Annotated in this window: 19 protein-coding genes and 1 pseudogene; 10 read left to right on the top strand and 10 right to left on the bottom strand. The window is 49.9% G+C overall.

Annotated elements, in window-relative coordinates; translation table 11 throughout:
• Nucleotides 1–6: 6 nt before the first annotated feature.
• Nucleotides 7–726: a hypothetical protein gene (locus AC5JMP_RS22895; RefSeq protein ID WP_495853813.1), complete on the bottom strand. Its 720-nt coding sequence runs from the start codon at nucleotides 724–726 to the stop codon at nucleotides 7–9.
• 54 nt (nucleotides 727–780) lie between these two features.
• Nucleotides 781–1,632, bottom strand: a complete 852-nt coding sequence (locus tag AC5JMP_RS22890) for an actin-binding WH2 domain-containing protein (RefSeq protein ID WP_495853812.1) — start codon at nucleotides 1,630–1,632, stop codon at nucleotides 781–783.
• Between the two features lie 393 nt (nucleotides 1,633–2,025).
• Here AC5JMP_RS22890 and AC5JMP_RS22885 point away from each other — a divergent pair, with 393 nt between their 5' ends.
• Nucleotides 2,026–3,072 (top strand): Fe(3+) ABC transporter substrate-binding protein, encoded by a 1,047-nt coding sequence (locus tag AC5JMP_RS22885; protein ID WP_495853811.1) that lies wholly within the window; start codon nucleotides 2,026–2,028, stop codon nucleotides 3,070–3,072.
• Here the strand turns inward: AC5JMP_RS22885 and AC5JMP_RS22880 are convergent.
• Nucleotides 3,047–4,159 (bottom strand): ABC transporter ATP-binding protein, encoded by a 1,113-nt coding sequence (locus AC5JMP_RS22880; protein WP_495853810.1) that lies wholly within the window; start codon nucleotides 4,157–4,159, stop codon nucleotides 3,047–3,049. The two genes, AC5JMP_RS22885 and AC5JMP_RS22880, sit on opposite strands and share 26 nt — an antisense overlap.
• 125 nt (nucleotides 4,160–4,284) lie before the next feature.
• On the opposite strand from AC5JMP_RS22880, the gene AC5JMP_RS22875 reads away from it, so the two are divergent.
• The 4 genes from AC5JMP_RS22875 to AC5JMP_RS22860 all read left to right on the top strand — a co-directional run bounded on the left by AC5JMP_RS22875 (nucleotide 4,285) and on the right by AC5JMP_RS22860 (nucleotide 8,851).
• Nucleotides 4,285–5,949, top strand: a complete 1,665-nt coding sequence (locus AC5JMP_RS22875) for an ABC transporter permease (protein ID WP_495853809.1) — start codon at nucleotides 4,285–4,287, stop codon at nucleotides 5,947–5,949.
• A 40-nt stretch (nucleotides 5,950–5,989) separates the two neighbouring features.
• On the top strand, nucleotides 5,990–6,478 hold the full coding sequence (locus AC5JMP_RS22870) for a pentapeptide repeat-containing protein (RefSeq protein WP_495853808.1): 489 nt from the start codon (nucleotides 5,990–5,992) through the stop codon (nucleotides 6,476–6,478).
• 175 nt (nucleotides 6,479–6,653) lie between these two features.
• Nucleotides 6,654–7,367, top strand: a complete 714-nt coding sequence (locus AC5JMP_RS22865; protein WP_495853807.1) for a hypothetical protein — start codon at nucleotides 6,654–6,656, stop codon at nucleotides 7,365–7,367.
• Between the two features lie 74 nt (nucleotides 7,368–7,441).
• Nucleotides 7,442–8,851 (top strand): aldehyde dehydrogenase, encoded by a 1,410-nt coding sequence (locus AC5JMP_RS22860; RefSeq protein ID WP_495853806.1) that lies wholly within the window; start codon nucleotides 7,442–7,444, stop codon nucleotides 8,849–8,851.
• A gap of 141 nt (nucleotides 8,852–8,992) precedes the next feature.
• Here AC5JMP_RS22860 and AC5JMP_RS22855 read toward each other — a convergent pair.
• A pseudogene (locus AC5JMP_RS22855) lies at nucleotides 8,993–9,085 on the bottom strand (IS1 family transposase); the annotation flags it as partial.
• A gap of 652 nt (nucleotides 9,086–9,737) precedes the next feature.
• Here AC5JMP_RS22855 and AC5JMP_RS22850 point away from each other — a divergent pair.
• Entirely contained in the window at nucleotides 9,738–10,433 is a 696-nt protein-coding gene (locus AC5JMP_RS22850; protein ID WP_495853805.1) for an AIM24 family protein, read from the top strand.
• 425 nt (nucleotides 10,434–10,858) lie between these two features.
• On the opposite strand, the gene chlP is transcribed toward AC5JMP_RS22850, so the two are convergent.
• Complete coding sequence (gene chlP, locus AC5JMP_RS22845) at nucleotides 10,859–12,082, bottom strand: geranylgeranyl reductase (protein ID WP_495853804.1); 1,224 nt, start codon at nucleotides 12,080–12,082, stop codon at nucleotides 10,859–10,861.
• A gap of 243 nt (nucleotides 12,083–12,325) precedes the next feature.
• Nucleotides 12,326–12,565, bottom strand: coding sequence for a hypothetical protein (locus AC5JMP_RS22840; RefSeq protein ID WP_495853803.1), 240 nt, complete (start codon nucleotides 12,563–12,565; stop codon nucleotides 12,326–12,328).
• A 505-nt stretch (nucleotides 12,566–13,070) separates the two neighbouring features.
• On the opposite strand from AC5JMP_RS22840, the gene AC5JMP_RS22835 reads away from it, so the two are divergent.
• Nucleotides 13,071–14,240, top strand: coding sequence for a DNA double-strand break repair nuclease NurA (locus AC5JMP_RS22835; protein WP_495853802.1), 1,170 nt, complete (start codon nucleotides 13,071–13,073; stop codon nucleotides 14,238–14,240).
• Between the two features lie 110 nt (nucleotides 14,241–14,350).
• Nucleotides 14,351–14,809, top strand: a complete 459-nt coding sequence (locus AC5JMP_RS22830; protein WP_495853801.1) for a hypothetical protein — start codon at nucleotides 14,351–14,353, stop codon at nucleotides 14,807–14,809.
• Nucleotides 14,810–15,080: 271 nt separating this feature from the next.
• On the opposite strand, the gene AC5JMP_RS22825 is transcribed toward AC5JMP_RS22830, so the two are convergent.
• The 3 genes from AC5JMP_RS22825 to ligA form a co-directional block, all read right to left on the bottom strand.
• A complete protein-coding gene (locus AC5JMP_RS22825; protein ID WP_495853800.1) occupies nucleotides 15,081–16,265 on the bottom strand; it encodes a hypothetical protein in 1,185 nt (394 codons plus the stop codon).
• Nucleotides 16,262–16,813: a hypothetical protein gene (locus AC5JMP_RS22820; protein WP_495853799.1), complete on the bottom strand. Its 552-nt coding sequence runs from the start codon at nucleotides 16,811–16,813 to the stop codon at nucleotides 16,262–16,264. Before AC5JMP_RS22820 ends, AC5JMP_RS22825 begins: the two co-directional genes overlap by 4 nt.
• A gap of 291 nt (nucleotides 16,814–17,104) precedes the next feature.
• Complete coding sequence (gene ligA, locus AC5JMP_RS22815) at nucleotides 17,105–19,186, bottom strand: NAD-dependent DNA ligase LigA (protein WP_495853798.1); 2,082 nt, start codon at nucleotides 19,184–19,186, stop codon at nucleotides 17,105–17,107.
• A gap of 44 nt (nucleotides 19,187–19,230) precedes the next feature.
• Here ligA and AC5JMP_RS22810 point away from each other — a divergent pair, with 44 nt between their 5' ends.
• Together AC5JMP_RS22810 and AC5JMP_RS22805 are read left to right on the top strand one after the other, a co-directional pair.
• Entirely contained in the window at nucleotides 19,231–19,662 is a 432-nt protein-coding gene (locus tag AC5JMP_RS22810; RefSeq protein WP_495853797.1) for an acyl-CoA thioesterase, read from the top strand.
• 210 nt (nucleotides 19,663–19,872) lie between these two features.
• Nucleotides 19,873–21,129 (top strand): aspartate aminotransferase family protein, encoded by a 1,257-nt coding sequence (locus tag AC5JMP_RS22805; RefSeq protein WP_495853796.1) that lies wholly within the window; start codon nucleotides 19,873–19,875, stop codon nucleotides 21,127–21,129.
• Nucleotides 21,130–21,275: 146 nt separating this feature from the next.
• Here the strand turns inward: AC5JMP_RS22805 and AC5JMP_RS22800 are convergent, their stop codons facing one another.
• Nucleotides 21,276–22,211 (bottom strand): N-acetylmuramoyl-L-alanine amidase, encoded by a 936-nt coding sequence (locus AC5JMP_RS22800; protein ID WP_495853795.1) that lies wholly within the window; start codon nucleotides 22,209–22,211, stop codon nucleotides 21,276–21,278.
• Nucleotides 22,212–22,453 lie beyond the last annotated feature (242 nt).

Below are 22,453 nucleotides of genomic sequence, written 5' to 3'. Positions count from 1 at the left end.
TCCATTCTAGCGGTTTTCCCAGCGGTCAATTTCTTGCCGGACACTCATACCGATTTTCAGGGCTTCATTCAAAAGCTGTCCATACTCGTTCGCCTGATGGTTAATCTGCAAGTTTTGCAGGGTTGCCAAGTGAGTCTCAATGTGGGTAAACAGCTCATGCCGACGCGCCACAAACTGGTGGTGTTTTCTGAGAATCCGCTCTGTCATAAGAGCGGAGATTAAGCTTTCACGGGTAGCACTCAAAGCCGTAAAAATTTCATTTCGATCGATCAATTCTAATCGAGGCGTGGTCAGGGTCGATCGCTGTACCGAACTAAGCTGATCAATGATATGTACTGCCTGAATAATCTCATTATGTTTATCAACTTCATCGAGTAAATGAGCTAGCGACTTGAGCGGCTTACCCTGAATTCTCATATAGAGATTCCAGCCAATGAAGAGGGCGATCGCTATTGCAAAGTTCACTCCTAAAAACAGCAAAGTGCGGCTACCATCTTCCGTCAAAAGATTTAGCCCTTGAGCAATTACTAACCCCATCGGCAAGCAGAAAATTAAAATGATTCCGAATGCCAAAATTTCAGTTAGTAGGAGAGATCGCAGACGTTTTGGATCTTTGAGTGCAGAAGGTCGATAGACTCGACCCATAAAGGTGTCGCTAATTTCCAAACCTGTCAGATGTTCGAGTTCGCTGGGCGTAATTCGCAGCGTTTCTAGATCGGGTTGCATGAGCGATCGCCAGTCTGTTTGCTTACTTCATTAAATCCGCTCAATTAAATCCGCTTAATTAAATCCTAGGAGCGTTAGGAGCGATCGCCAAACCTGAGCATAGAAATTGCCCTCGATCGTGCGGAAAAGCTGGAAGGGTTCACCAGGCGCACCAAAGAAGGGGCGGAGCGTCCAGCCAAGCTGACTACCGACCAAAGCATACAGAATTAGCCAGAATTTCAATAGGCGAAGTCGCGTCCTCTGTAGCCCATCTTCTTTAGGAGCAATCGGCTTAAATTCACTAGCACCTGACTCAGATAAGCTGTAATTAGCAGAGGTTGAAATTGGCAACAATTCAGGTGCAAAATCATTAACGGGTGCCAATATCTTAGGAGGAACTGCTTCTGAAGCAATCTCGTTGGAGGCAAGTTTTAGGTCAAAAGTTTTGCTTCGAGAAATCGATCGCATTCCTTCATAAAATAGACGAATGCCAATAAATCCTGTGAGTGCAAAAATGCCCACATTTAGCAGCAGGAAAAAATTATAGTCACGGACTGAAATTAAGAAAAATAGCGTGATTGGCGCAAAGCTAAACAGCAAAACGCTAATTACTGAAACGGTGATCAGACTCAGCGCTGCATATTGACTAAAGCTGAGAGCTGAGCCAAATAGAATATCAAAAAAGAATAGAGCTGGCAAACAAATACTAAGCGTAATTAGGTATAAAGCAGGTAGCTTAACTGCCGATGCAATCACCTGGAGCCAGGTGCTAGATGCGCCAATAATCGCTCCGTAAATGGCAAAAAAAGTAGAGCTAGCAATCAACAGCGACGTAATCTTGCTCTCAACTCTAATCCCACGACGAATTTCATCTAAAAAGGTGGGGCGATCGCGCAACAGCGCAATCAACACTGCAAAATGCTTCATTGTGGCTCCTTCTGGCAGCAGTTACATTTTAGGATTCCCTTAAATTGAGCAGGAGAATCACGATCGGTCATGGGGTTGTGCTTCAAAAAATAACAGCAGGGAAAACATCGCCTGGATATGGGGCAATTGGCTGAGAAAATATCTGCCTCATGCCCTAACGACTACTGAAGTGCGCCCTGCTTGAATGCTACAGGTCAAACTGTGGAAATTTCGGATGGGAAGAGGCAGAAAAGCTATGCTGTCTAGATCAAAATTGCTGCAGTTAACTTACAGTCACAGAAATTTACAGCTTAATTGCTGAGAGTAACTCTCATTAGTGGCAAGTTTTAGTGATACTGTAGAAATTGGAAATTTTATAGATTTTTCCATAGACATAGTGGAGACAGTCAAAAAATGAGCAAGATCTCTAGGCGGGTGTTCCTGGCCGCTGGTTCAGCAATGGCAGCAGTAGCAGCCAGTGGAGTTACCTACAGAGCCACCGCACAAACGGGCGCGATTAATTTGTATTCATCCCGCCACTACGACACCGATCAAGAGCTATACGATAGCTTCATGCGAAAAACTGGCTTGAAAGTCAACTTGATTGAAGCGGAGGCAGATCCTCTGATCGAGCGGTTAAAGAGCGAGGGAGCCAACAGCCCAGCAGATGTATTTTTGACGGCTGATGTGGGTCGGCTTTGGCGCGCAAAACAGGATGGGCTACTGGCTCCGACCAACTCGGCTACTTTGCAATCGGCAATTCCTGCTGCTCTGCGCGATCCTGAAAACTTCTGGTTTGGCTTTTCTAGCCGGATACGGGTAATTATGTACAGCAAAGATCGCGTCAATCCTGCCGATTTATCAACCTATGAAGCTTTGACAGATGCGAAGTGGAGGGGCAAGATCTTGACCCGTTCCTCCACCAATGTCTACAACCAATCCTGGACAGCTTCTGTGATCGCCGTTCATGGTGCCGCCGACACAGAAGCTTGGGCAAAAGGGCTAGTCGCAAATTTTGCTCGTCCCCCTGAAGGAGGCGATACGCCACAAATTAAAGCAGTGGCAGCCGGAGTCGGAGATTTGGCGATCGCCAACACTTATTATCTAGCCAGACTTGCCAAGTCCTCTGACCCAGCCGAAAAAGCCGTAGCCGAAAAAGTAGGCGTGTTTTTCCCCAACCAGCGCGATCGAGGTGCCCATATTAACGTCAGCGGTGGTGGCATCGTCAAAACTTCTAAGAACCCAGCAGCAGCGGCACTGTTCCTAGAGCATTTAGCCAGTCCGGAGGCTCAAGCCATTTTTGCCAGCGGCAACAACGAGTATCCAGTGCTCAAAGGAACGCCGCTCGATCCGATTTTGCAAAGCTATGGCGAGTTTAAGTACGATCCGGTAAACCTGAGCCGCGTGGGTGAACTGGGCGCAGAGGCAACTCGGATTATGGATCGGGCGGGCTGGAAGTAGCGGGAAAAACTTGTAGCGTCTGATCCAGCGCCTGATCCAGCACATGACATCGGACGGTTGCCCCAATGCTGATCCGGTCTGGCGTACGGGCTTGAAGCTGCTGTCCAGAAGCCGTTTGCAGACGGTAGCAGTATTCTCGCCCTAGGAACTGGCGATCGCGTACCACCACTTCTCCCGCCGGATCTGGCTCTAACTTCAGGTCTTCCTGCCGAATCATCAGCTCTCCCGTTTCCGCAGCGGAGCCGCCGTGCTGACCTGCCATAACCTGGCTCACCGCAATCTGGCTTGCCATAAATTGCCCAATCTCGGTCTGCCAAAACTCTCCCTGTTGAAAGGCGGGCAAAAAGTTAGCTTGGGTGACGAACTCGGCAACAAATCGAGAATTGGGCTGGCGGTAGATCGTTTCTGGGGTGCCCCACTGCTCCAGGCAACCCTGATGCATAACGGCAACTTGGTCAGCGATCGCCAATGCCTCCTCCTGGTCATGGGTAACGAAAATCCCAGAGGTGCCCGTGGCTTTAAGGATGTCCCGTACCTCTTGGCGCAGATGCAGCCGCACCTGCACATCTAAATTGCTAAGCGGTTCATCTAGCAACAGCAGCGCGGGTCGGGGGGCAAGGGCGCGCGCCAGCGCCACCCGCTGCTGCTGACCACCCGACAGTTCATGAGGATAGCGATCGCCCATGCCTTTTAACCCCACGAGAGCCAGAGCTTCAGTGACGCGTTTGAGCTGTTCCTGTGGGGCACCGCCTCGCTGTTGCAGACCAAAGGCGATATTATGAGCGACGGTAAGATGAGGAAATAGCGCATAGTCTTGAAACACCATGCCGATATTTCGCTTTTCGGGCGGTGTAGCAAAACCCAACCTGGCTACAGGCTGTCCTAACAGGTGAATCGTTCCAGATTGGGGCTGTTCAAAGCCAGCAATCAGGCGAAGCAGCGTAGTCTTGCCACAGCCCGATGGCCCCAGAAGCGCTAATATATCGCCTTGGTGGAGCGTCAAGGTTATCCCTGCGACCGTGAGAGTAGATGACTGAGGGAATTGATGGGTGACATTTTCGAGCCTTAGAATAGCCGGGTTGTTCATGTTCTTAGAATATGTTCTATACAAAAATGATGTATGTGAAATGACAATAAAAATAGATGAGTAAGAGTCTTGGCTATTTCATTGAAGTATACAAAATAGTGATATTAAAATTACTCTAAAACCCTATGCAGCTTCAGAATAACTCACCTTGGGTACAGCATACCCCTAGAATTTGGATGATGCTGGTAGGAGCGATCGCCCTTCTCCTTTCCCTGCCCTTGATGTTTGTCATCAGCCATCTGTTTGGCAGACCGAGCGAAGTGTGGCAGCATCTCGCCACAACTGTTTTATCTGGCTATGTGCTCAACTCTTTGGGGCTAATGGCTGGGGTGAGTTGTGGCGTGATGGCGATCGGGGTGAGTACCGCAGCGCTAGTGACGCTATGCAGCTTTCCCGGTCGTCGCATCTTAGAATGGTCGCTGCTGCTGCCTTTGGCGGCTCCAGCTTACATCCTTGCCTACGTCTACACCGAAATTTTAGAGTTTTATGGCCCTGTCCAGTCTGGGTTAAGAGCCGTCACGGGCTGGCAAACCGTAACGGACTATTGGTTCCCCAACGTCCGATCCCTAGGTGGGGCGATCGTCATGCTGACGCTGGTTTTGTATCCTTACGTCTATCTTCTGGCGCGTGTGGCATTTTTAGAACAATCTGTTCATATGCTGGAAGCAAGTCGCTCCCTTGGCTGTAGCCCTTGGCGGAGCTTCTTGAAAGTGATCTTGCCTTTGGCGCGTCCAGCGATCGCGGCTGGCACGGCACTAGCGCTGATGGAAACCTTGAGCGACTTTGGTACGGTCGAATTTTTTGGAGTTGGCACCTTTACCACCGGGATTTATCGCACCTGGTTTGCCTTGGGCGATCGCTCGGCAGCCTGCCAGTTAGCGGCTTGTCTGATGGTGTTCATCTTTGGACTGCTGGCGGCTGAGCGATGGTTTCGTCAGCGGGCAAAATATTACCAAACCAGCAGTCGGCAGCCCTTCCCGCGCTACAGGCTGAGGGGAGTCAGGGCGGCGATCGCGCAAATTACCTGTGTTCTACCCATACTTCTAGGATTTGCGCTGCCTATGGCAATGCTGTTGAATTTATCCGTGAATAGCCTACAAAATGGAGAGATTACAGCCTCCTGGGAGTTTGCCAAACATAGCTTGATTCTGGCGGGTCTGACGGCAGGATTGGGGGTCGCGATCGCCCTGCTGATGACCTATGGCTTACGGCTATATCCTAGCCAAGGCATGAGTTTTGCGGTACGTTTCGCGGCGATGGGCTATGCAATTCCGGGGTCAGTGATTGCGGTCGGGGTGCTGGTGCCCATCGGTCAATTTGACAACGCGATCGATCGGTGGATGCAGTCCACCTTTGATATTTCTACCGGGCTGCTGCTCAGCGGGACGATCGCGGCTCTAGTGTTTGCCTATCTGGTGCGGTTTTTGGCAGTCTCCTTTGGCACGGTTGAATCTAGCCTGGGCAGAGTTAAACCTAGTCTGGATGAAGCGGCGCGATCGTTGGGATGTAGCCCTGTGCAGACTTTAGTGAAAGTGCATACGCCCCTGATCTCTGGCGGACTGTTGACCGCAGTGCTGCTAGTTTTTGTGGATGTGATGAAAGAACTTCCGGCAACCCTAATTGTGCGCCCCTTCAACTTTGACACGTTAGCCGTCCGCGTCTATCGACTGGCATCTGACGAGCGCTTGGCAGAGGCGGCGATTCCGGCATTGGCAATCGTTCTGGCAGGTCTGATCCCGATCGCGCTGCTCACCTGGCAGATTCAACAAACTCGCCGTTCTTTTGATTAAATCTATCACTCAATCCATGACTAACCCTGTAACCCAACTTATGACTAGATCCGTAACTTTTTGCTTGCTCTTGATGCTGGCAGCGGGAACCTGGAGCTGCACAAAACCTGCCCCTCAAGCCCAGCTTTTGGAAACTAAAAAATGTCCTGACTGCGATCTAACCGGAAAAGATTTGAGTCGGGCAGATCTGGCCCAGGGCGTTCTCAATCGCGCTGTGCTGAAAGATGCCAATCTGACGGGCGCTAACCTCAGCAGCGCTCTGCTAGACAGCGCCAACCTAAACAACGCCGATCTGACTCAGGCAAACCTGGAGAAGGCGGGACTTGCCTCTGCTCAGTTACAGCGGGCTAACCTGACTCAAGCTAATCTAAAGGGCGCTTTTTTACGAAATGCGGATCTGAGCAACGCTAACTTGAGCGATGCCAATCTCAGCGGTAGCGATTTAAGTGGCGCTAACCTTACCGGAGCCAATATGAAGGGAGCCATTCTCAAAGGCGCAATTTTGCCCGACGGCAAAATCCAGGATTAAGGTAGAAACTGCCAAGGCGGTTAGGACGGGGGCATTTTGGTGGGGCGCGAAGCGCCCCACCAAAATGCCCTAAGCAAACTGGAGATAGTCCTACTACCGGGCTTCTAAAATCCCAGCTTTGTAATGGCGGCAATTCGATCGCGGGTAATTTCAGACGCGGGTAATTTAGACAATCATGCAGGTTAAGTCTTTTGGGCAAGTTTTATTTAATGTTCTGTGCCGCCCCTGGCTTTGGATGGCGCTGGGTCTGCATGGATGGGTGCTATCCTTACCGATTCCTCCTGCGCCCAAACCGTCTCAACCCGTAGAGGTCATAGAAATTCCCTTGACCCAGATTGTTCCGTCTACTGCCCCAGCGGTTGAGCCGCCGCCTACTGTAGCGCGATCGCCCGTGCCGACTCCTGCTTACCAGCCTGTTCAGCCCAGCTTGGCGCAGCCTCCAGTCAATCCTCCAATTCCCCAAGCATTGCCCCCTTCACCGGAGCCAGTAACGCTCGCTTCACCTGAACCTTCACCTATTCCTTCACCTGAGCCTTCGCCTATTCCTTCACTTGAACCTTCACCCTCGCCTCTGCCTCAGCCCTGGAGCAGCTTTCCTCAAGTGGAGGGCGCACAGGCAGGATGCCATGCCTCAGAAAGCTGCTGGCAAACCGCCGATACCCAATGGCGATCGCTTGCCACAAGCCTCCGGCAAACTCTGCAAATGCAGGGCTATTCTCTGGAAGAACTGCCGTTGGATGAAGACACAGGGAGACGCATCTATCGCGTGTCCAAGCCTAACGAAATTCCCTACTACCTCAATCTGGTTTCGACTCGTGAAGGAACCGTCTATTTTTTGACTGAGCAGCCCATGACTGCCGAAGCGCTGAATCAAGTTTCAGGCTCATAGCGCGTTTGCATAATTCCCGAAATCGGTTTATTGCTGTAAAGATCGAGAGGAGAGAAAAATGGGAGGGCAATGTCATGGTGCAAACCGCTAGTGAAAATATTCGTGAAGACATCCGCGATCGCGTCACTCATTTAGTGCAGCAACAGCGATCGTTTTTTAATACCGGAAAAACGAAGGATATTGAGTTTCGGCTAATGCAGCTCAACAAACTAAAGCAGGCGATTAGAGATTGCCAGGATGAGGTCATGGCGGCGGTGAATGCCGACCTCAACAAGCCCGGTGTCGAAGCCTACATGACCGAAATCGGTGTCGTCAAAGAAATTGACTTTGCCATCCAACATCTGCGGTCTTGGGCAAAGCCAAAGTCAGTCGCTCTGCCGCTAGAGCAAATGCCCGCTCAGGCAAAAATTTATCCAGAGCCGCTGGGCGTGGCGCTGATTATTTCGCCTTGGAACTACCCGTTTCAGCTAATGATTGCGCCCTTGGTGGGAGCGATCGCCGCCGGGAACTGCGCGCTGTTGAAACCCTCAGAGCTTTCCCCCGCCACCTCTGGTGTGATTGCAAATCTGATCCAAAAGACTTTTGACCCAGCGTATATTGCGGTCGTGGAGGGCGGCATTGAAGTCAGCCAAGCTGTTCTAGAGGAAAAGTTCGACCACATCTTTTTCACAGGCGGCACAGCGATCGGCAAAATTGTCATGCAGGCTGCGGCTAAACATCTGACTCCGGTGACTTTGGAGCTAGGCGGTAAAAGCCCCTGTATTGTTGATGCGGATATTCACATCGAACATGCCGCCAAACGCATCGTTTGGGGCAAATTTATCAACGCCGGACAAACCTGCGTCGCGCCAGATTACTTGCTGGTCGATCGCCGCATCAAGCCAGCCTTGCTAGAGGCAATCAAAGCCACCCTTCAGGAATTCTACGGCGACAATCCGGCGACAAGTCCCGACTATGCGCGGATTATTAACGCTAAGCAGTTCGATCGCTTGACGGCTCTCCTGAACGACGGCAAGGTGGCAATTGGCGGAGAAACGATCGCGACCGAGAAATACATTGCTCCTACCGTTCTCGACTCGGTGAGTTGGGACGATCGCGTCATGCAAGACGAGATTTTTGGTCCCATTCTGCCTGTTTTGGAGTATGAGACATTGGAGGAGGCGATCGCCCAGATCAACGCTCGCCCCAAGCCTCTGGCGCTCTATGTCTTCTCTAAAAATCCACAAATTCAACGGCAGGTTTTGCAGCAAACTTCATCGGGCGGAGTCTGCATCAACGACACGATCATGCAGATTGCCCCTTCCACATTGCCCTTCGGTGGCGTGGGCGATAGCGGCATGGGTAGCTACCATGGCAAAGCCGGATTTGACACTTTCTCTCATTTCAAAAGCGTTTTGTCTAAACCCTTCTGGCTCGATCTGCCTTGGCGCTATGCTCCTTACAAAGACAAACTGGCGTTTTTAAAGAGGATTGTAGGGTCGTAATCCTTTGGAGAAGGATTGAAAGGGGTGCCATACGCGATTAGCAGGGATAAAACTAAGCACATCTTGAATAGAGGAATTCAGTTTCGCTTTGATGGAGCGACCCAACAAATTCACCTTTCGATCGCGTAGCGTGTTCGTAGGGCATTGGCGATACACACCGGGCATCGATTGCCATACCCCTCTTGCCGAATCCCCAGAGCGATCGCCGATATAGCAACCGACAATCTCGCGGGTTTAACGTCGCTATACCCAACGTTATGAAGACTATATTTACCAAAAAGTGAAAGGATAATTTTCAAGCTAGGCTGCTTGCCTGTTTCTCTGATTAGACTCATTTATCACCATCAACTCAGAAGAGCCATAAAACCTATGCAACGAGGCATTGCCGAACTCAACTTGAACTGAATCTAGACCTGTCAAATTCTCAAATCAAACGCAAAGAGTGCAACCTATAGCAACGTCGATTTTGGGAACATTTAATCCGAAACGAAACAGATTTTATCCAACACTGCAACTATATTCACCACAGTCCCGTCGGCATCAATTAGGCCAAAAACCCACAGAATGGAAATTTTCGACGGTGCATCCATTTATAGAGTAGGGGATCTATCCGTCAGACTGGGGGATTGGCAAGAATGACAGAGGCGGTACGAATCTTGACGGTGCATTTGCTCGATCGCAACGCACCCTACCTATTGTTAATCTGTAGAAAAACAATCAGAAGTCTATCTGTGGGAAAAGATTGCTAAGTATATTAGTGAGGAAGAGCAACGTAACCCTGAACTCTGGAATTACACTATTTTATGCTGAAGAGTTATCCATAAAGATACGAATGCGGCTTTAATTACATCTTCAAACACGTCCTCCTTTACATAAACAATCTGTTATGTCTCAATACTCCATCAATGAATTTCTGAGCACCTCATCTCAGCGAGATCGCGGACAAGGCACTTTTGAATTGGAAAGCCCACATCTGCTTGAAGTGAAACTAAATGGCAGAATCTGGACAAAAGTAGGAGCGATGATTGGATATTTAGGAAATGTAACATTCAAGCGCGAAGGTATCCTCGAACATGGATTGGGGAACTTGATGAAGAAGATGGTTTCCGGCGAAGGAATGTCCCTCATGAAAATGGATGGCATGGGACGAATTTACCTAGCTGATAAAGGTAAACGGATTCACATCCTGAATCTTGATAATGAAACCATTTTTGTCAATGGTAACGACGTGTTGGCAATGGAAGACACGATAAAGTGGGAAATCAAGCTAATGCGACGTATCGCGGGTATGGTAGCGGGCGGACTCTTCAATATTCGCCTATCGGGCAGAGGTATGGTCGCAATTACAACACACCATGAGCCATTAGCGTTAAGAGTTAAACCCGATATGCCAGTATTCTCTGATCCCAATGCAACGGTAGCTTGGTCAGGTTCACTTGAACCAGAAATTGTAACCAACTTTACTCTGGGTACTTTTTTAGGGCGTGGCAGTGGGGAGGCGATTCAATTAAAGTTTCAGGGTGATGGCTGGGTCGTCTTGCAGCCTTACGAGGAAGTTTACTTCCAGGAAGTAAATAGCTAGAGTACTGTGTGAGCAGTCTCCCCATAATCTGGTTGGAGCAGACGCGCAAAGTTTCTTCGTCTATCGTGCAAGTTAGTTGGTCACTGCTCAACCAGCGCGTTCGGCTGCTCCATCGGTAGCGACGGTACAGCGAGGTTATCTAATCTATTGGCATCAATTAATCTACTTTAAGGTTGTTGGTGTGGCATTGCTTTGAGGTGTCAGTAAGGCAATTGCACGAACTCCAATTCCATAAAATCAAGGCATGTTAATGTAAGCCGCTCAATGTCACTACGATCGCTCACAACAGGATTACAGCTTCAAACAATGCCATTACAGCAGGTTTTTTAGTGCGATCGCCCTGACCTATAGTGGTTAATAAAAAAGCGGGTTGTGAGATAGTCCACAACCCGCTCGATAGAAATTTGACGTGATGAAAAAGAAACCTACGGCGCTAAAGCATTGCCCCGCAGCAGGCTGCCGATCGTCTTCGCCGTGATCTTCATCTGCACAAAGGGATTTGCCGGAACAACGGTTTTGTACAAATAGCTGTCAAACGTTAGCTTCTGCACGTCGATGTCGGCACACATTTCCACGAATGCCTCGCGGGTGGCATCCGATCGGTAGAACACCGACTGAAGAATGTCCAGCACTCGGTAGGTAATGCCATACTTCTTGTCCCAACGCTTCAGGTACACCTTCAGGTCGGCTTCAGTGGGAATGGTTTGCCCCTTGTTGGAGAATTCCACGATCGCCTCAGCGCACATCCGCCCCGACTTAGCTGCAAAGTAGATGCCCTCGCCCGAAGACTTGGTGACATAGCCCGCAGCATCGCCCACCAGCGCCACTCTGCCAACCACTCGACGGGGTCTGGGATGCTCAGGAATGGGATGGGCTTCGACCTTGATGATTTTGCCGCCCTCTAGGCGCTTTGCCGCTCTGGCGCGGATGCCAGCCTGCAATTTCTTGATGTCGGCTTTGTGAACCTTCATCGTACCTGTGCCGACCGCAACGTGGTCGTACTTGGGGAATACCCAGGCATAAAAGTCTGTCGAGACATCGTCGCCGACATACATTTCTGCCAAATCCTGGTAGTATTCCATCTTGTCGTCTGGCAGACGAATCCGCTCCTGGAAGGCGATCGCATAGTTGTAGTCTCCTGCGTCGATCGCTTTCGCTACTCGCGAGTTTGCGCCATCTGCACCCACAATCAGATCGACTTGTAGAGACTGCGCCGTGCCCTCTAGCGTCCCGTTGGAGTGATCGGCATAGTGCAGGGTGTAAGCGCCTGTGCTGCCCGTTGGCAAATCAATGCCATGAACGGTGCCGTTGATCAGCTTTGCCCCTAGCTTTTCAGCCCGATTCCGCAAAAAGCTGTCTAGAACCTCGCGGCGGCACATACCAATGTACTCGCCGTCCTTCAAGGTTTCACCAATATTCACCTCAATGTTGGAGGGTGAGATCATCTTCATCTTACGCACTTGGCGATCGATGATCTCAGGGGGCAGCTCAAACTCGCTAACCATGCAGAGAGGAATTGCGCCTCCGCAGGGCTTAGCGTTGTCTAACTTGCGTTCAAATAAATAGGTTTCAATGCCAGCTTTTGCTAAAGTCTCGGCGGCAGAAGAGCCTGCCGGACCCGAACCCACAACCGCAACCCGTAGTGTCAAAGGTTTTCTCCTAAACTTCCCAAGCTCTCGGATCGCATCGTATCACGGAGATTTCGTCAATTTCCATCTAAGCCATGGAAGCTTCTTGAAATGAAACAGACCTTAATAATCTGCCCAGAAACAGAACTCTGGGAAAACTAGGAGGCATGGCTTAGTCGAGAGATGAATTTTTGTGTGAGTGGGGCGCTTCATAACCTGCTCACACAAAAATTCATCTCTAAAAATTAGCATTACCAATCATGGCTACGGAGCAACAATGGACACCGAACAATCTGATGCGCTACTCAGGCAGCTTGGCAGAATCTGAATAAACTGAACTAGCTCATTCAGGCATTCGTAGGGTCTGCCAATGAAGCAGCTATTTTCAATCCAGTAAAGAAGATCTTCATCGGTCTGCATTACTCTGAGAACGCAGCCTTTAGCTTTGGCAAGACGAGCAGCTGTAGCAAGATTTGTAGGCATCACTGGAGCAGAAGTCAGCATATAAGTGGTCTCTCTGATACATCAATATCTTCTGTTCTTCTCAAAAAAGCCTTGATTTCTAAGGTTTTTTTAAGATTGCTTCTAAGTATTTTCAACGAGTTATTTACAAGAGATTTTTAATTATTTCCAACAGCCTACTGAGAACTTTACAGGAATTTTCAGGACTTTCACGGAGGACAGGTTTGATATCTGACTAATTCTAAAGCTTTATTTAATTTAAAGGATTTTTTGCAAATATGTATGCATCTGTGGAAAGAGGCGTGTGAACTCTGTTGGGCATTCACTTACATGAATCAGACCTTGTGCGAGCTATCCGGAAGATGCGTTACAAAGGGTAAAGACTAGGAAAGATGTACTATAGCTCAGAGCCTAGCCGAAATTACGTAGCGCCTCGATAAGACTACGGAGGAAGGATTTTCATTACGATCGCTTCTTACTTTACAATCCGTAATACTTACATTCTAAGTCTCTTTATCCTGATCACCTCACTTTTGCGATCGCGTCTATGCCTCTCAAGCCCTCTCAAATTCACGATTTGCTAACTGCCAAACGCGAAGACTTCGCTGCTTTTAATCAAGAAACCTGGCAGCAGATTCAAAGCTATCGATTGCAGCTCGAAAAAATCTCGGCATCAGGCGAGGCAGAGCTGCACGATCTGCTGAAAGCGCAGAGTTCGGCAGCGGGTGCGAGGCTACTAGAACCTTTAGATGCTGCTCAGCAGGGGGTAGTTCCCTGTAAGCTGGCATGGCAAAGCCGGGAACAAAGCCTAGTGTGGGTGCGCGATCGCCTTACGGGCATCAAAACCTTTGCAGTAGACGGTTCGCAGATCTATCCCGGTAAAGACCTGTCGATTCCGGTGGCGCTGGTACAAATCGGCTGGTTCGAGAATCCCCATCTGCCCACGGGCGGCTACGAAAAGGATGTAGCGCTGGATATTATGACTCCCAGCGATCTGAAGGCGGGCAACAGTGGGCAACCCGTCGATCGCAAGGTAAATATGCGGCGCTTCCAGATGGAAACCGAGCGGCTGATTGACTACATGGCAACCCATGAGCGAGATCAGGATTGCCTAGTGTTTCTGGACGGCTCCCTGGTTGCCACCTTTGCTGAAGCTTTTGAGCTGGAGAGCCGCCAGTTTTATGTCGCCTGTCTGCTGGAGCTGCTACGCGCCAGCCAGCAGTATCGGGTACCATTGGTCGCCTATATCGACACCTCCTATGCCCAAGACCTGAAGGTGATGCTACAAAAGCTGTTTCACTTGCCCAACGCGCCCTCAGTACATGACGCGCAGTTGCTCAACCCTTTGATGGAGTGGGGCGATCGCACGCCGCTGTTTCTCTGTGAACGATCGGGCATCTTGGACGACTACAAAGATCAGCGTCAGCAAATTGCTTTTACTTATTTAAAGACCACGCGAGAAAACTACCCGGCTCGGCTAGAAATGCCGCTGTGGATGTATGAGGAAGGTTTGGTCGATCGCGTCATGGACTGGGTGCGCGGTGAGGTGATTATTGGCAGCGGCTACCCTTACGTGATCGAGACAGCGGATCAAACAGCCGTGTTGCAAGCTGAAGATCGTCAGGCTTTCTTCCGAATTTTGCAGACCTGGGCAGAGCAGGAAGATCTAAATCTCCGCTTTTCTCGCAAGATGGTGAGCAAGGTGAGGCGGAGGTAGACAGAGCAATCGCCAGTGTTGCCCCAGTGTTGCCCCAGTGTTGCCCTTGACTCACGCGATCGAGCCATAAGTGATAGGATGCTTGCGTAATACGATAAGGTGCCCTAACCATGACTTACACTCCAGAAGAGTCTGCTGTTGTTTTGAAGGCAGTAACCTTGAGCGGTATGGCGATCGCCATGTCGGATCTCGGCATTATTTCAACGGCGATCGAAGCGACGGCTTTGGCGAAGGAAGTAGCGGGAGCTGCTAAGAAGTATCCCAATAACTCTATTATTCAAAACGTGTTTTCTGACGAGTCTTTGAAGAAGCTGCACTTGGATACTCCTAAAGACATCACGCCAGAGAATGCGGTTGATCAGGCGATCGTTGCCGTCCATGATGCCGTAGCGGCTCTCACACCCACCGCTACGCCCGAAGAACTGGCGGAGTACAAGCAGTTTATCTATGCTGCTGCCGATCATGTGGCTAATGCGGCGGGTAGCGGCTTGTTTGGCTCAGGTTCGCCCAAGGTGAGCGAGAAGGAAATGGTGGCTTTGGCTAAGCTGAAGGCAGCTTTGGCAATCTAGACTTTCCTAATAACTCTTCCTAAAGCATTGCGTGAAGATCCTAAAGCGTGATCTTCACGCAAAACTTTTTTGTGCGGTTGATATGTTGAGGTAAGGGGCGATCGCCCTAGAGCCGTTGAAGTGCCCCAGATTGCAAGTGAAAGAAGCTGCCAGGTTTCCTTGCCTTCTGTACAGAACTGACTTTTATATTCAGCAATAGCGGATGATTTTTGTTATGCACAAAGGGGGCTTAATTCTATTCGCTGTAAGAGGGGCACTGGTCTGCTAGCGTCTACAGTGTATCTTCTTCGAGTTGTAAATCACGTAGAGAATATCTTTTCTCCACTGATCTATCCCCTCTTTCAATAACTTCTGCAACAACTCGACGATTTACCATAGGTCCAACTACATCGTCAATTTCTTCCTTCGCACCATAGACCTTTTGATTTTTTTGATTTTCGCCATCAATCCTAATTTCAACCCAATCATCATCTAGCTGTAAACCACGTAAAGTTCCTCGAAGTTGTGTGACTTTATACTCTGGCAATTCAGGGAGTTCAGGTTCTGACTTCTTCAAAACATTTTTAATGGCTTCACGAGTATTAGGTACAAGAATGACGGGACGGAATTCTGCATCACTGATTGATTTGATCTCAATTTCATTAAAAGACTTGCCTGTTAATGGCGGTGCGAGTTCACGAGTCAATTTTAGAAATGCCCCTCGATACTCTTCATTAGGGACGACCTCTGTGAGTTCTCCTTCTGGATCTTGCGAAGTTGCTCGAATAACTTCAAGAAATTTTTGAGTGATTTGCTCTACACGTAACTTGGCATCAGAATCCGACATGCCAGGAAAACTTAGTTTTAATTGCTCAAAGTTTTTTGGTTTACGAACTCGTACCTCAAACTGATAGCTTCCTGGAGCAGCCTGAAATACCCAAGGGTCACATTGATCTTTAACATCTTGAGTTGGAGGACGACCTGTACGAAATGGGATATCTAAAAGCAGCTCTGTCGTTCTATAGAGCATATTTCTAATTTGGTCTACCTTTCGCAAAACAAGATCTAAGGGGGCTGCGCCATACAAGACCTCTCCACCTCGTACAGACACTAGCACTTTACCTTCAATGAATTGAATGCCAGATTTTGCACGAGATTCTTCATATCGTATTGTTTGCAACAGATCTTCCAATTCCTCTACTGCAAAAGGTGGTAATAGTTCAGTCGCTAACCACTTGTGGGCTACCCTTTTTGCCTGTAAAAATTCCTGAGCCTTAAAATAAAGAGAGGCGGCACTGACAGCCGTTATACCGATTGTTCGTGTTTTACTAGAGTCAAGATTATTTAGTGCATTGACTTCCGCCTCCGCAGAAAGGCGATAGAGTCCAGCAGCACGATTAAGATCTTGCTGTCTATGTAACTCTTCTGCTTGGCTTGCATACTCTTCACTGCGAGTATGATGCACTAACCAACTCATGATGCTACATCAACTGTTTGAAGTAATATCAACTGTACTCGAAATCCGATCACGGCTGCTAGAGCAGGTAGATTGCTATTGCCTTGTCTCGCTTGTTCAAGCTTTATACGGAGTCGTCTAGTCACTTCCGATTTACCAGAATCTGTTCCTGAAACCTCCAGCCTCCACCAATGCTCCAAGTCCTCTAACTCTTCACCTACTGGAGCGATGTAATAATCAGCACCAGTTTTTGTTTCTGCACGATGCACTGCTACCATTCCTCTTAAGAGTTCTGTAGCTGCAATTGCAAAGGCATAAGCCCCATCTCTTGTTGCGTCATCTGCATTTGCCCAAGCTGCTTGAACCCTACTGTCTGCAACATCCCACTCCACCTTTGCAATAGATGAAATCGTATCATCTTGTAAAGTAAACTCTTTGGGAGAGCTGTGATGTCGGTCAAGACACACTCTTGCAGCTTCAAGATAACTACCTGCCACAGATGGTGTAAGGGCTTGATGACGGTCAGCCATATTTTGTAGAGGCAGAAGAAGTGGATTGTTATCAGTCAAGACGATCTCCCCAACAAGGTAAGCCTGAATCTATCTGACCAATCTAGCCGTTTCGTATGAAGGGTGTCCAGGATAAATTCTGACTTAAAGAAAACTCTAAAGTCATTATTAGCAATCATTTTATAGATTTTGTCTTGAGGACGAAAGCTATTCCCTAATTGCTATCCTCAGTGACATATGAATTAGCCCAACTATGTACCAAAGTGAAAGCTTCTACGTAACACCCCAATTCGGGTAGATCAAGCAGAAATGTTTTCTAGTATGCCGATCGCCAATTGCCCATCTGTCCCTTCAGTCTGGAGCAGCAGCATCCGGGACAGGAGCCAGTAGTTGCAATAGCTCTGCTTCAGAAAGTTGTGAGATGCCCAAAGCCTCAGCCTTGGCAAGCTTAGAACCTGCATCTTCGCCGACTACAAGATAGTTTGTTTTGGCGCTAATCGAATTGGTGATTTTGCCACCCGCCTCTTGAATCAAGGCTTTGGCTTCATCTCTTGTCAAAGTGGGCAGGGTTCCGGTCACGACGAAGGTTTTACCCGCGATCGCTCCATTCACCACCTTCACAGTTCTTGCCTCACCCGCTAGCTGCACCCCCGCCGATCGCAATCGCTCGATCAACGCCTGGTTTGCCGGGACTCGAAACCAATCATGCACCGATTGAGCAATTTCTTGACCAATGCCGAAAACGGTGGCGATCGCGCCAGTTTCAGCATTACCGAGCGCTTCTACGGTCGGGAAAGAGTCTGTCAAGGTCTGGGCATTAACGCTGCCCACATGGCGAATGCCTAGCCCATACAGCACCCGCGACCAAGGTTTAGCTCTAGATTGGGCGATCGCCTCCACCAAATTCTGCGCCGATTTTTTGCCCATCCGATCTACCGTCAAGAGCTGATCTTCCGTCAGGTCATAGAGATCGGCAACGGTGTGGAGCAAGCCGCGATCGACAAATTGCTGTACCCATTTTTCACCCAAGCCGTTGATATCCAGAGCATCGCGGCTTGCCCAGTGGCTCAGCGCCCCCCGCAAAATTGCCGGACAGGAAATATTAATGCAGCGCGTCACGGATTCTCCTTCAGGACGAGATAGCGGCTGGCTGCACTCTGGGCAATCGATCGGCATCCGATAGGGCACGGTATTGGGGGGGCGAAGGTCACTCAGCACCCGCACCACTTCAGGAATGATTTCTCCGGCTTTACGGACAATGACCGTGTCGTGAATCCGAATATCTAGCTCGGCAATGCGATCGGCGTTGTGGAGGGTCGCCCGCGAAACGGTTGTTCCGGCAAGCTGCACAGGTCGCATTTCGGCAAGGGGAGTGACGGCTCCGGTGCGCCCCACATTGACGCTGATGTTTTCCACCACGGTAGGAGCCTCTTCTGCCGGATATTTGAGAGCGATCGCCCAGCGGGGAGCCTTTTGGGTAAAGCCCAGCTTTTCTTGAAGCGCAAAATCGTTAAGTTTCACCACCACCCCGTCGGTCATGTAGGGCAGCTTCAGACGCTCAGTTGACCAGCGATCGTAATACTCGCCCACTTCCTCCAGTGAGGCACAGAGCTTGCGATTAGGATTAACCCGAAAGCCCATGTCCTGAAGCCGTTCTAGCGACTGCCACTGGCTTGCTCCCTCTCCCTTGTCTGCTTCCTGACTTCCTGACTCCTGGCTTCCTGGCTCCTGGCTCCCTAGAATTTGCAGCGTATAGGCAAAAAAATCCAGCCGTCGCTTGGCAACAATTTTGGCATCAAGCTGGCGCAGCGTCCCGGCAGCGGCGTTCCGGGGATTGGCGAACAGTGCCTCTCCAGCCTGCTGGCGATCGCGGTTAATCTGTTCAAACACCTCTAAGCTCAGGAAAGCCTCGCCTCGCACCTCGACGATCGGCGGTGGATTCTCTAGGTTTAATCGCAGGGGAATCGATCGAATCGTGCGGATATTTTGGGTCACGTCTTCGCCTGTCGTGCCATCTCCACGAGTTGCGCCGCGCACCAGCAGACCGTTCTCGTAGGTCAGCGCCAGGGCATTGCCGTCAATCTTCAGCTCGCACACATACTCAAAATCCTCGACCTGCGGAGCAACACGCTGCCATCGCCCCTGCCAGTTGGCGAGTTCTGCCCGGTTAAAAGCGTTTTCCAGGCTATAGAGCGGGATATTGTGCTTGATAGAGGCAAAGCGCGTGGTAGGTCTTTCACCGATTCGCTGCGTGGGGCTGTCGGTGCTGACAAACTGCGGGTGCTGAGCCTCCAGGTCTAGAAGCTCACGGTAAAGCTGATCGTAGACGGCATCCGCCATGTCGGGTGCATCTAGGACATAGTAGGCATAGCTAGCTTTTTGCAGCAGCGATCGCAGTTCTTCAATGCGCAGCTTAGCGGTGAATTCGTCCATGGCGCGAGGGATGATGAGAGTGATTCTGTGTTTACGATTAGATTATGCCGTTTATCTACGCTCGTACCGTTCGGTTTCAGGATACGGATGCTGCCGGAGTGGTGTATTTCGCTAACGTGCTGTCCATGTGTCATGAGGCGTATGAGGCTTCGCTAGCAGCTTCGGGAGTTGATCTAAAGCAATTTTTTGGCAGGGGGGCGATCGCCATCCCGATCGTCCATGCCAGCGTAGACTTTCGGCAGCCGATGTTTTGTGGCGAGCAGCATCTGATTCACCTGACCCCGACTCAGCTCAGCCCCAGCAAATTTTCAATTCAGTACGGCATCTTTGCCAAAGATCTGTCAACCCAACAGGCTTGTCAAGCGGCAACTATTCACATTGCTATTCAGGCTCATAAAAGAACCCGTGCCTCTCTGCCTGCCGAAATTGTCAAATGGCTGCAAGACTGGGGCGTATCTGCCATGACGGCTGAATAACGGCTGAATGATTTACCCTATCAAACTTTACCCTATCAAACCCTGACATTTCAGGGCGCTGAATGCGTTCACCGCTGAAGCAATTTTTCTATATTGGGTATAGTGTTCCTAAATCATCGATATATAAAGAACGTTAAAAAAATTCAAACACCCCCTTAACGCACCAGTTCATTGCCACCCTAGTCCATTGCTATTCAGAGGAGTATTGAGATGAGTCCAGAAACCTTAGTTGCCCTACCTGTCGCGCCCTTGAGCTATGACACTGCTGATTTTGACCAGTATGTCATGTCTACCTATGGTCGCTATGCGATTACGCTAGAGCACGGCGCAGGCTGTCGCGTGTGGGATACAGAAGGACGTGCCTACCTAGACTTTGTGGCAGGTATTGCCACCTGTACGCTAGGTCATGCCCATCCAGTCATGGTGGAAGCCGTTACCCAGCAAATTCAAAAGCTGCACCATGTCTCCAATCTGTACTACACCCAGGAGCAGGGCGACCTAGCAAAATGGCTGATTCAGCACTCCTGTGCCGATCGCGCCTTCTTTTGCAATTCGGGCGCAGAAGCCAACGAGGGAGCCATTAAGCTAGCCCGCAAGTATGCCCATACCGTGCGTGGCATTGAGCATCCCATCATCATCACGGCTCAGGCTAGCTTCCATGGGCGCACCTTGGCAACCATCACCGCCACCGGACAGCCCAAGTATCAGAAGAACTTTGACCCGCTGATGCCTGGTTTCCACTATGTCCCCTACAACGACATTACGGCGCTAGAAGAGGCGATCGCCATCCTGGACGGCAATGAGAACCAAGTTGCGGCAATCATGATGGAGGCGCTGCAAGGCGAAGGTGGCGTGCGTCCCGGCGACAGAGCTTACTTCAAACGCATCCGCGAGATCTGCGACGAGAAGGGCATTCTGTTGATTTTGGACGAGGTTCAGGTGGGCATGGGTCGCACAGGACAATACTGGGGCTACGAAAATTTGGGTATTGAGCCAGACATTTTCACCTCTGCTAAGGGTCTGGGTGGCGGCATTCCCATTGGCGCGATGCTGTGCAAGTCTTTCTGCGACATTTTCCAGCCGGGAGATCATGCCAGCACTTTTGGCGGCAATCCTTTTGCGACGGGCGTAGCGCTAGCAGTTTGTCAAACCCTAGAGCGAGAAAATATTTTAGAGAACGTGCGGGCACGGGGCAAACAGCTGCAGGAGGGTCTGAAGGCGATCGCCCATCTGTTTCCGGGTGCGATTGCCGAAGTGCGCGGCTGGGGATTAATCAACGGTCTGGTGCTAGAGCCTGAGACAGCGCTGACTTCTAGCGATATTGTCAAAGCAGCCATGGCACAGGGCGTACTGCTGGTTCCGGCTGGCCCTAAGGTGGTGCGCTTTGTGCCGCCTCTAACTGTTAGTGCGGCTGAGGTGGATGAAGTGCTACGGGCGATCGAGACAGCAATGAAGGCGATCGCGTAAATCCCTTGCGATTCCGATTGCCGATACGGGCTGAAGCCTTGCTACGCTTCAGCCCGTATTTAATTTAAAGTCTAAACGGGGCTGATATTTTTTGAGGGCTGCGCTTCGCGCAGCCCTCAAAAAATATCAGCCCCATATGGGTACGGCTAGTTCCCTTGATCCTGCATGGCTTGCAAGTAGGGACGGAGCAGAGCAAGAAACTTGCGATCGTCGAAGCTACGGGGATCAATGCGGCTTCCTGATCGATCGACAATTTTGTGGGTAACGATGCGATCGGCAGGAACGTCAGTTTGGGCAACTAGCCAAGCCAAAGACTGATATTGAGCCTCTGTGTAGCCGCTGTGGGTCAAGGCGTTGTTGTGACCATCTTCAGGGCTTTCTAGAGAAATATGATAAGCAAAGTTATTTACCGAAGATGGATAGAGGCGATGAGTCTTAACGGCTTCGATGCCGTTAGAGCCACGGTAGGCTGAATTACCTGCCCCAAAAGCTCTCTTCGTAGGAGGAACAATGTAGATCACTGCGCCATTCTGCCGAATTAAGCTGTGATAGCTGACCTGATCATCTTCATCCGGGTGAGGCGTTTGAAAAGTGTTAATGGCGCTACTAGCAGTCCCGACTGTTTCGTGCAGCACGACGATTGGAGCATTGTTAGCAGGCTTGCCGTAGATATCCTTGACGTAGCGATCGCCAAAGTTCGTTGGGTCGGCGGACGCAAATTCTTGGCGAGGCGTACGGCTTAAGATAATATCGGGTCTGACAGAGGTTGAAGTCATTAAGCCAGAAGCCGTAGGAAATGGAATGACACTCCAAACATCCTTAACAGCCTCATCTTGAGGTGAAGTATCGGGAGCAGAAATATTGGGAATTAAATCTTGTAGCGGAGCAGCTTGAGGGGTTTGAGGCGAACCCAGTTCACTAGCGACTTGTGGAACAGTCAGCTTGCCTTGAACTGATGACGGCTTACCCAGGATATTAACTTTGGCGATCGCCTTAATGCCGCTTAGCCCCAGCACAAACAGCAATGCGCTCAATCCAATGGCTACTAGCCTTAGCGCTACCGACTGAATATTGACTCTCATACCCGCTCACCATTTCTCCTTGATACTGACTCGACTCGACAGACTTTTTCTTGACAGACCTTTTATAGATTAGAGTTTTAGGATGAGCAGGGCATAGCTCTCACCCAACCCAATTTGTAAAAGGTCTTACTGGTTTAGGCTAAGTTGGATTGTTTACAGAACAGACGTTACAACATAGCATTGCAGAATTGCCTCCCCAAAAGCGAAGCCACCCACACATTTTTGGGTCATTCTGCCGCAAT

This window comes from Drouetiella sp., assembly GCF_059504425.1.
This window is presented reverse-complemented; position numbering and strand designations above follow the sequence as displayed.

Bases quoted from the DNA above. Each gene is read 5' to 3' on its own strand.
- AC5JMP_RS22895 (WP_495853813.1), bottom strand. From the start codon at position 726: ATGCAACCCGATCTAGAAACGCTGCGAATTACGCCCAGCGAACTCGAA.
- AC5JMP_RS22890 (WP_495853812.1), bottom strand. From the start codon at position 1,632: ATGAAGCATTTTGCAGTGTTGATTGCGCTGTTGCGCGATCGCCCCACC.
- AC5JMP_RS22885 (WP_495853811.1), top strand. From the start codon at position 2,026: ATGAGCAAGATCTCTAGGCGGGTGTTCCTGGCCGCTGGTTCAGCAATG.
- AC5JMP_RS22880 (WP_495853810.1), bottom strand. From the start codon at position 4,159: ATGAACAACCCGGCTATTCTAAGGCTCGAAAATGTCACCCATCAATTC.
- AC5JMP_RS22875 (WP_495853809.1), top strand. From the start codon at position 4,285: ATGCAGCTTCAGAATAACTCACCTTGGGTACAGCATACCCCTAGAATT.
- AC5JMP_RS22870 (WP_495853808.1), top strand. From the start codon at position 5,990: ATGACTAGATCCGTAACTTTTTGCTTGCTCTTGATGCTGGCAGCGGGA.
- AC5JMP_RS22865 (WP_495853807.1), top strand. From the start codon at position 6,654: ATGCAGGTTAAGTCTTTTGGGCAAGTTTTATTTAATGTTCTGTGCCGC.
- AC5JMP_RS22860 (WP_495853806.1), top strand. From the start codon at position 7,442: ATGGTGCAAACCGCTAGTGAAAATATTCGTGAAGACATCCGCGATCGC.
- AC5JMP_RS22850 (WP_495853805.1), top strand. From the start codon at position 9,738: ATGTCTCAATACTCCATCAATGAATTTCTGAGCACCTCATCTCAGCGA.
- AC5JMP_RS22840 (WP_495853803.1), bottom strand. From the start codon at position 12,565: ATGCTGACTTCTGCTCCAGTGATGCCTACAAATCTTGCTACAGCTGCT.
- AC5JMP_RS22835 (WP_495853802.1), top strand. From the start codon at position 13,071: ATGCCTCTCAAGCCCTCTCAAATTCACGATTTGCTAACTGCCAAACGC.
- AC5JMP_RS22830 (WP_495853801.1), top strand. From the start codon at position 14,351: ATGACTTACACTCCAGAAGAGTCTGCTGTTGTTTTGAAGGCAGTAACC.
- AC5JMP_RS22825 (WP_495853800.1), bottom strand. From the start codon at position 16,265: ATGAGTTGGTTAGTGCATCATACTCGCAGTGAAGAGTATGCAAGCCAA.
- ligA (WP_495853798.1), bottom strand. From the start codon at position 19,186: ATGGACGAATTCACCGCTAAGCTGCGCATTGAAGAACTGCGATCGCTG.
- AC5JMP_RS22810 (WP_495853797.1), top strand. From the start codon at position 19,231: ATGCCGTTTATCTACGCTCGTACCGTTCGGTTTCAGGATACGGATGCT.
- AC5JMP_RS22805 (WP_495853796.1), top strand. From the start codon at position 19,873: ATGAGTCCAGAAACCTTAGTTGCCCTACCTGTCGCGCCCTTGAGCTAT.
- AC5JMP_RS22800 (WP_495853795.1), bottom strand. From the start codon at position 22,211: ATGAGAGTCAATATTCAGTCGGTAGCGCTAAGGCTAGTAGCCATTGGA.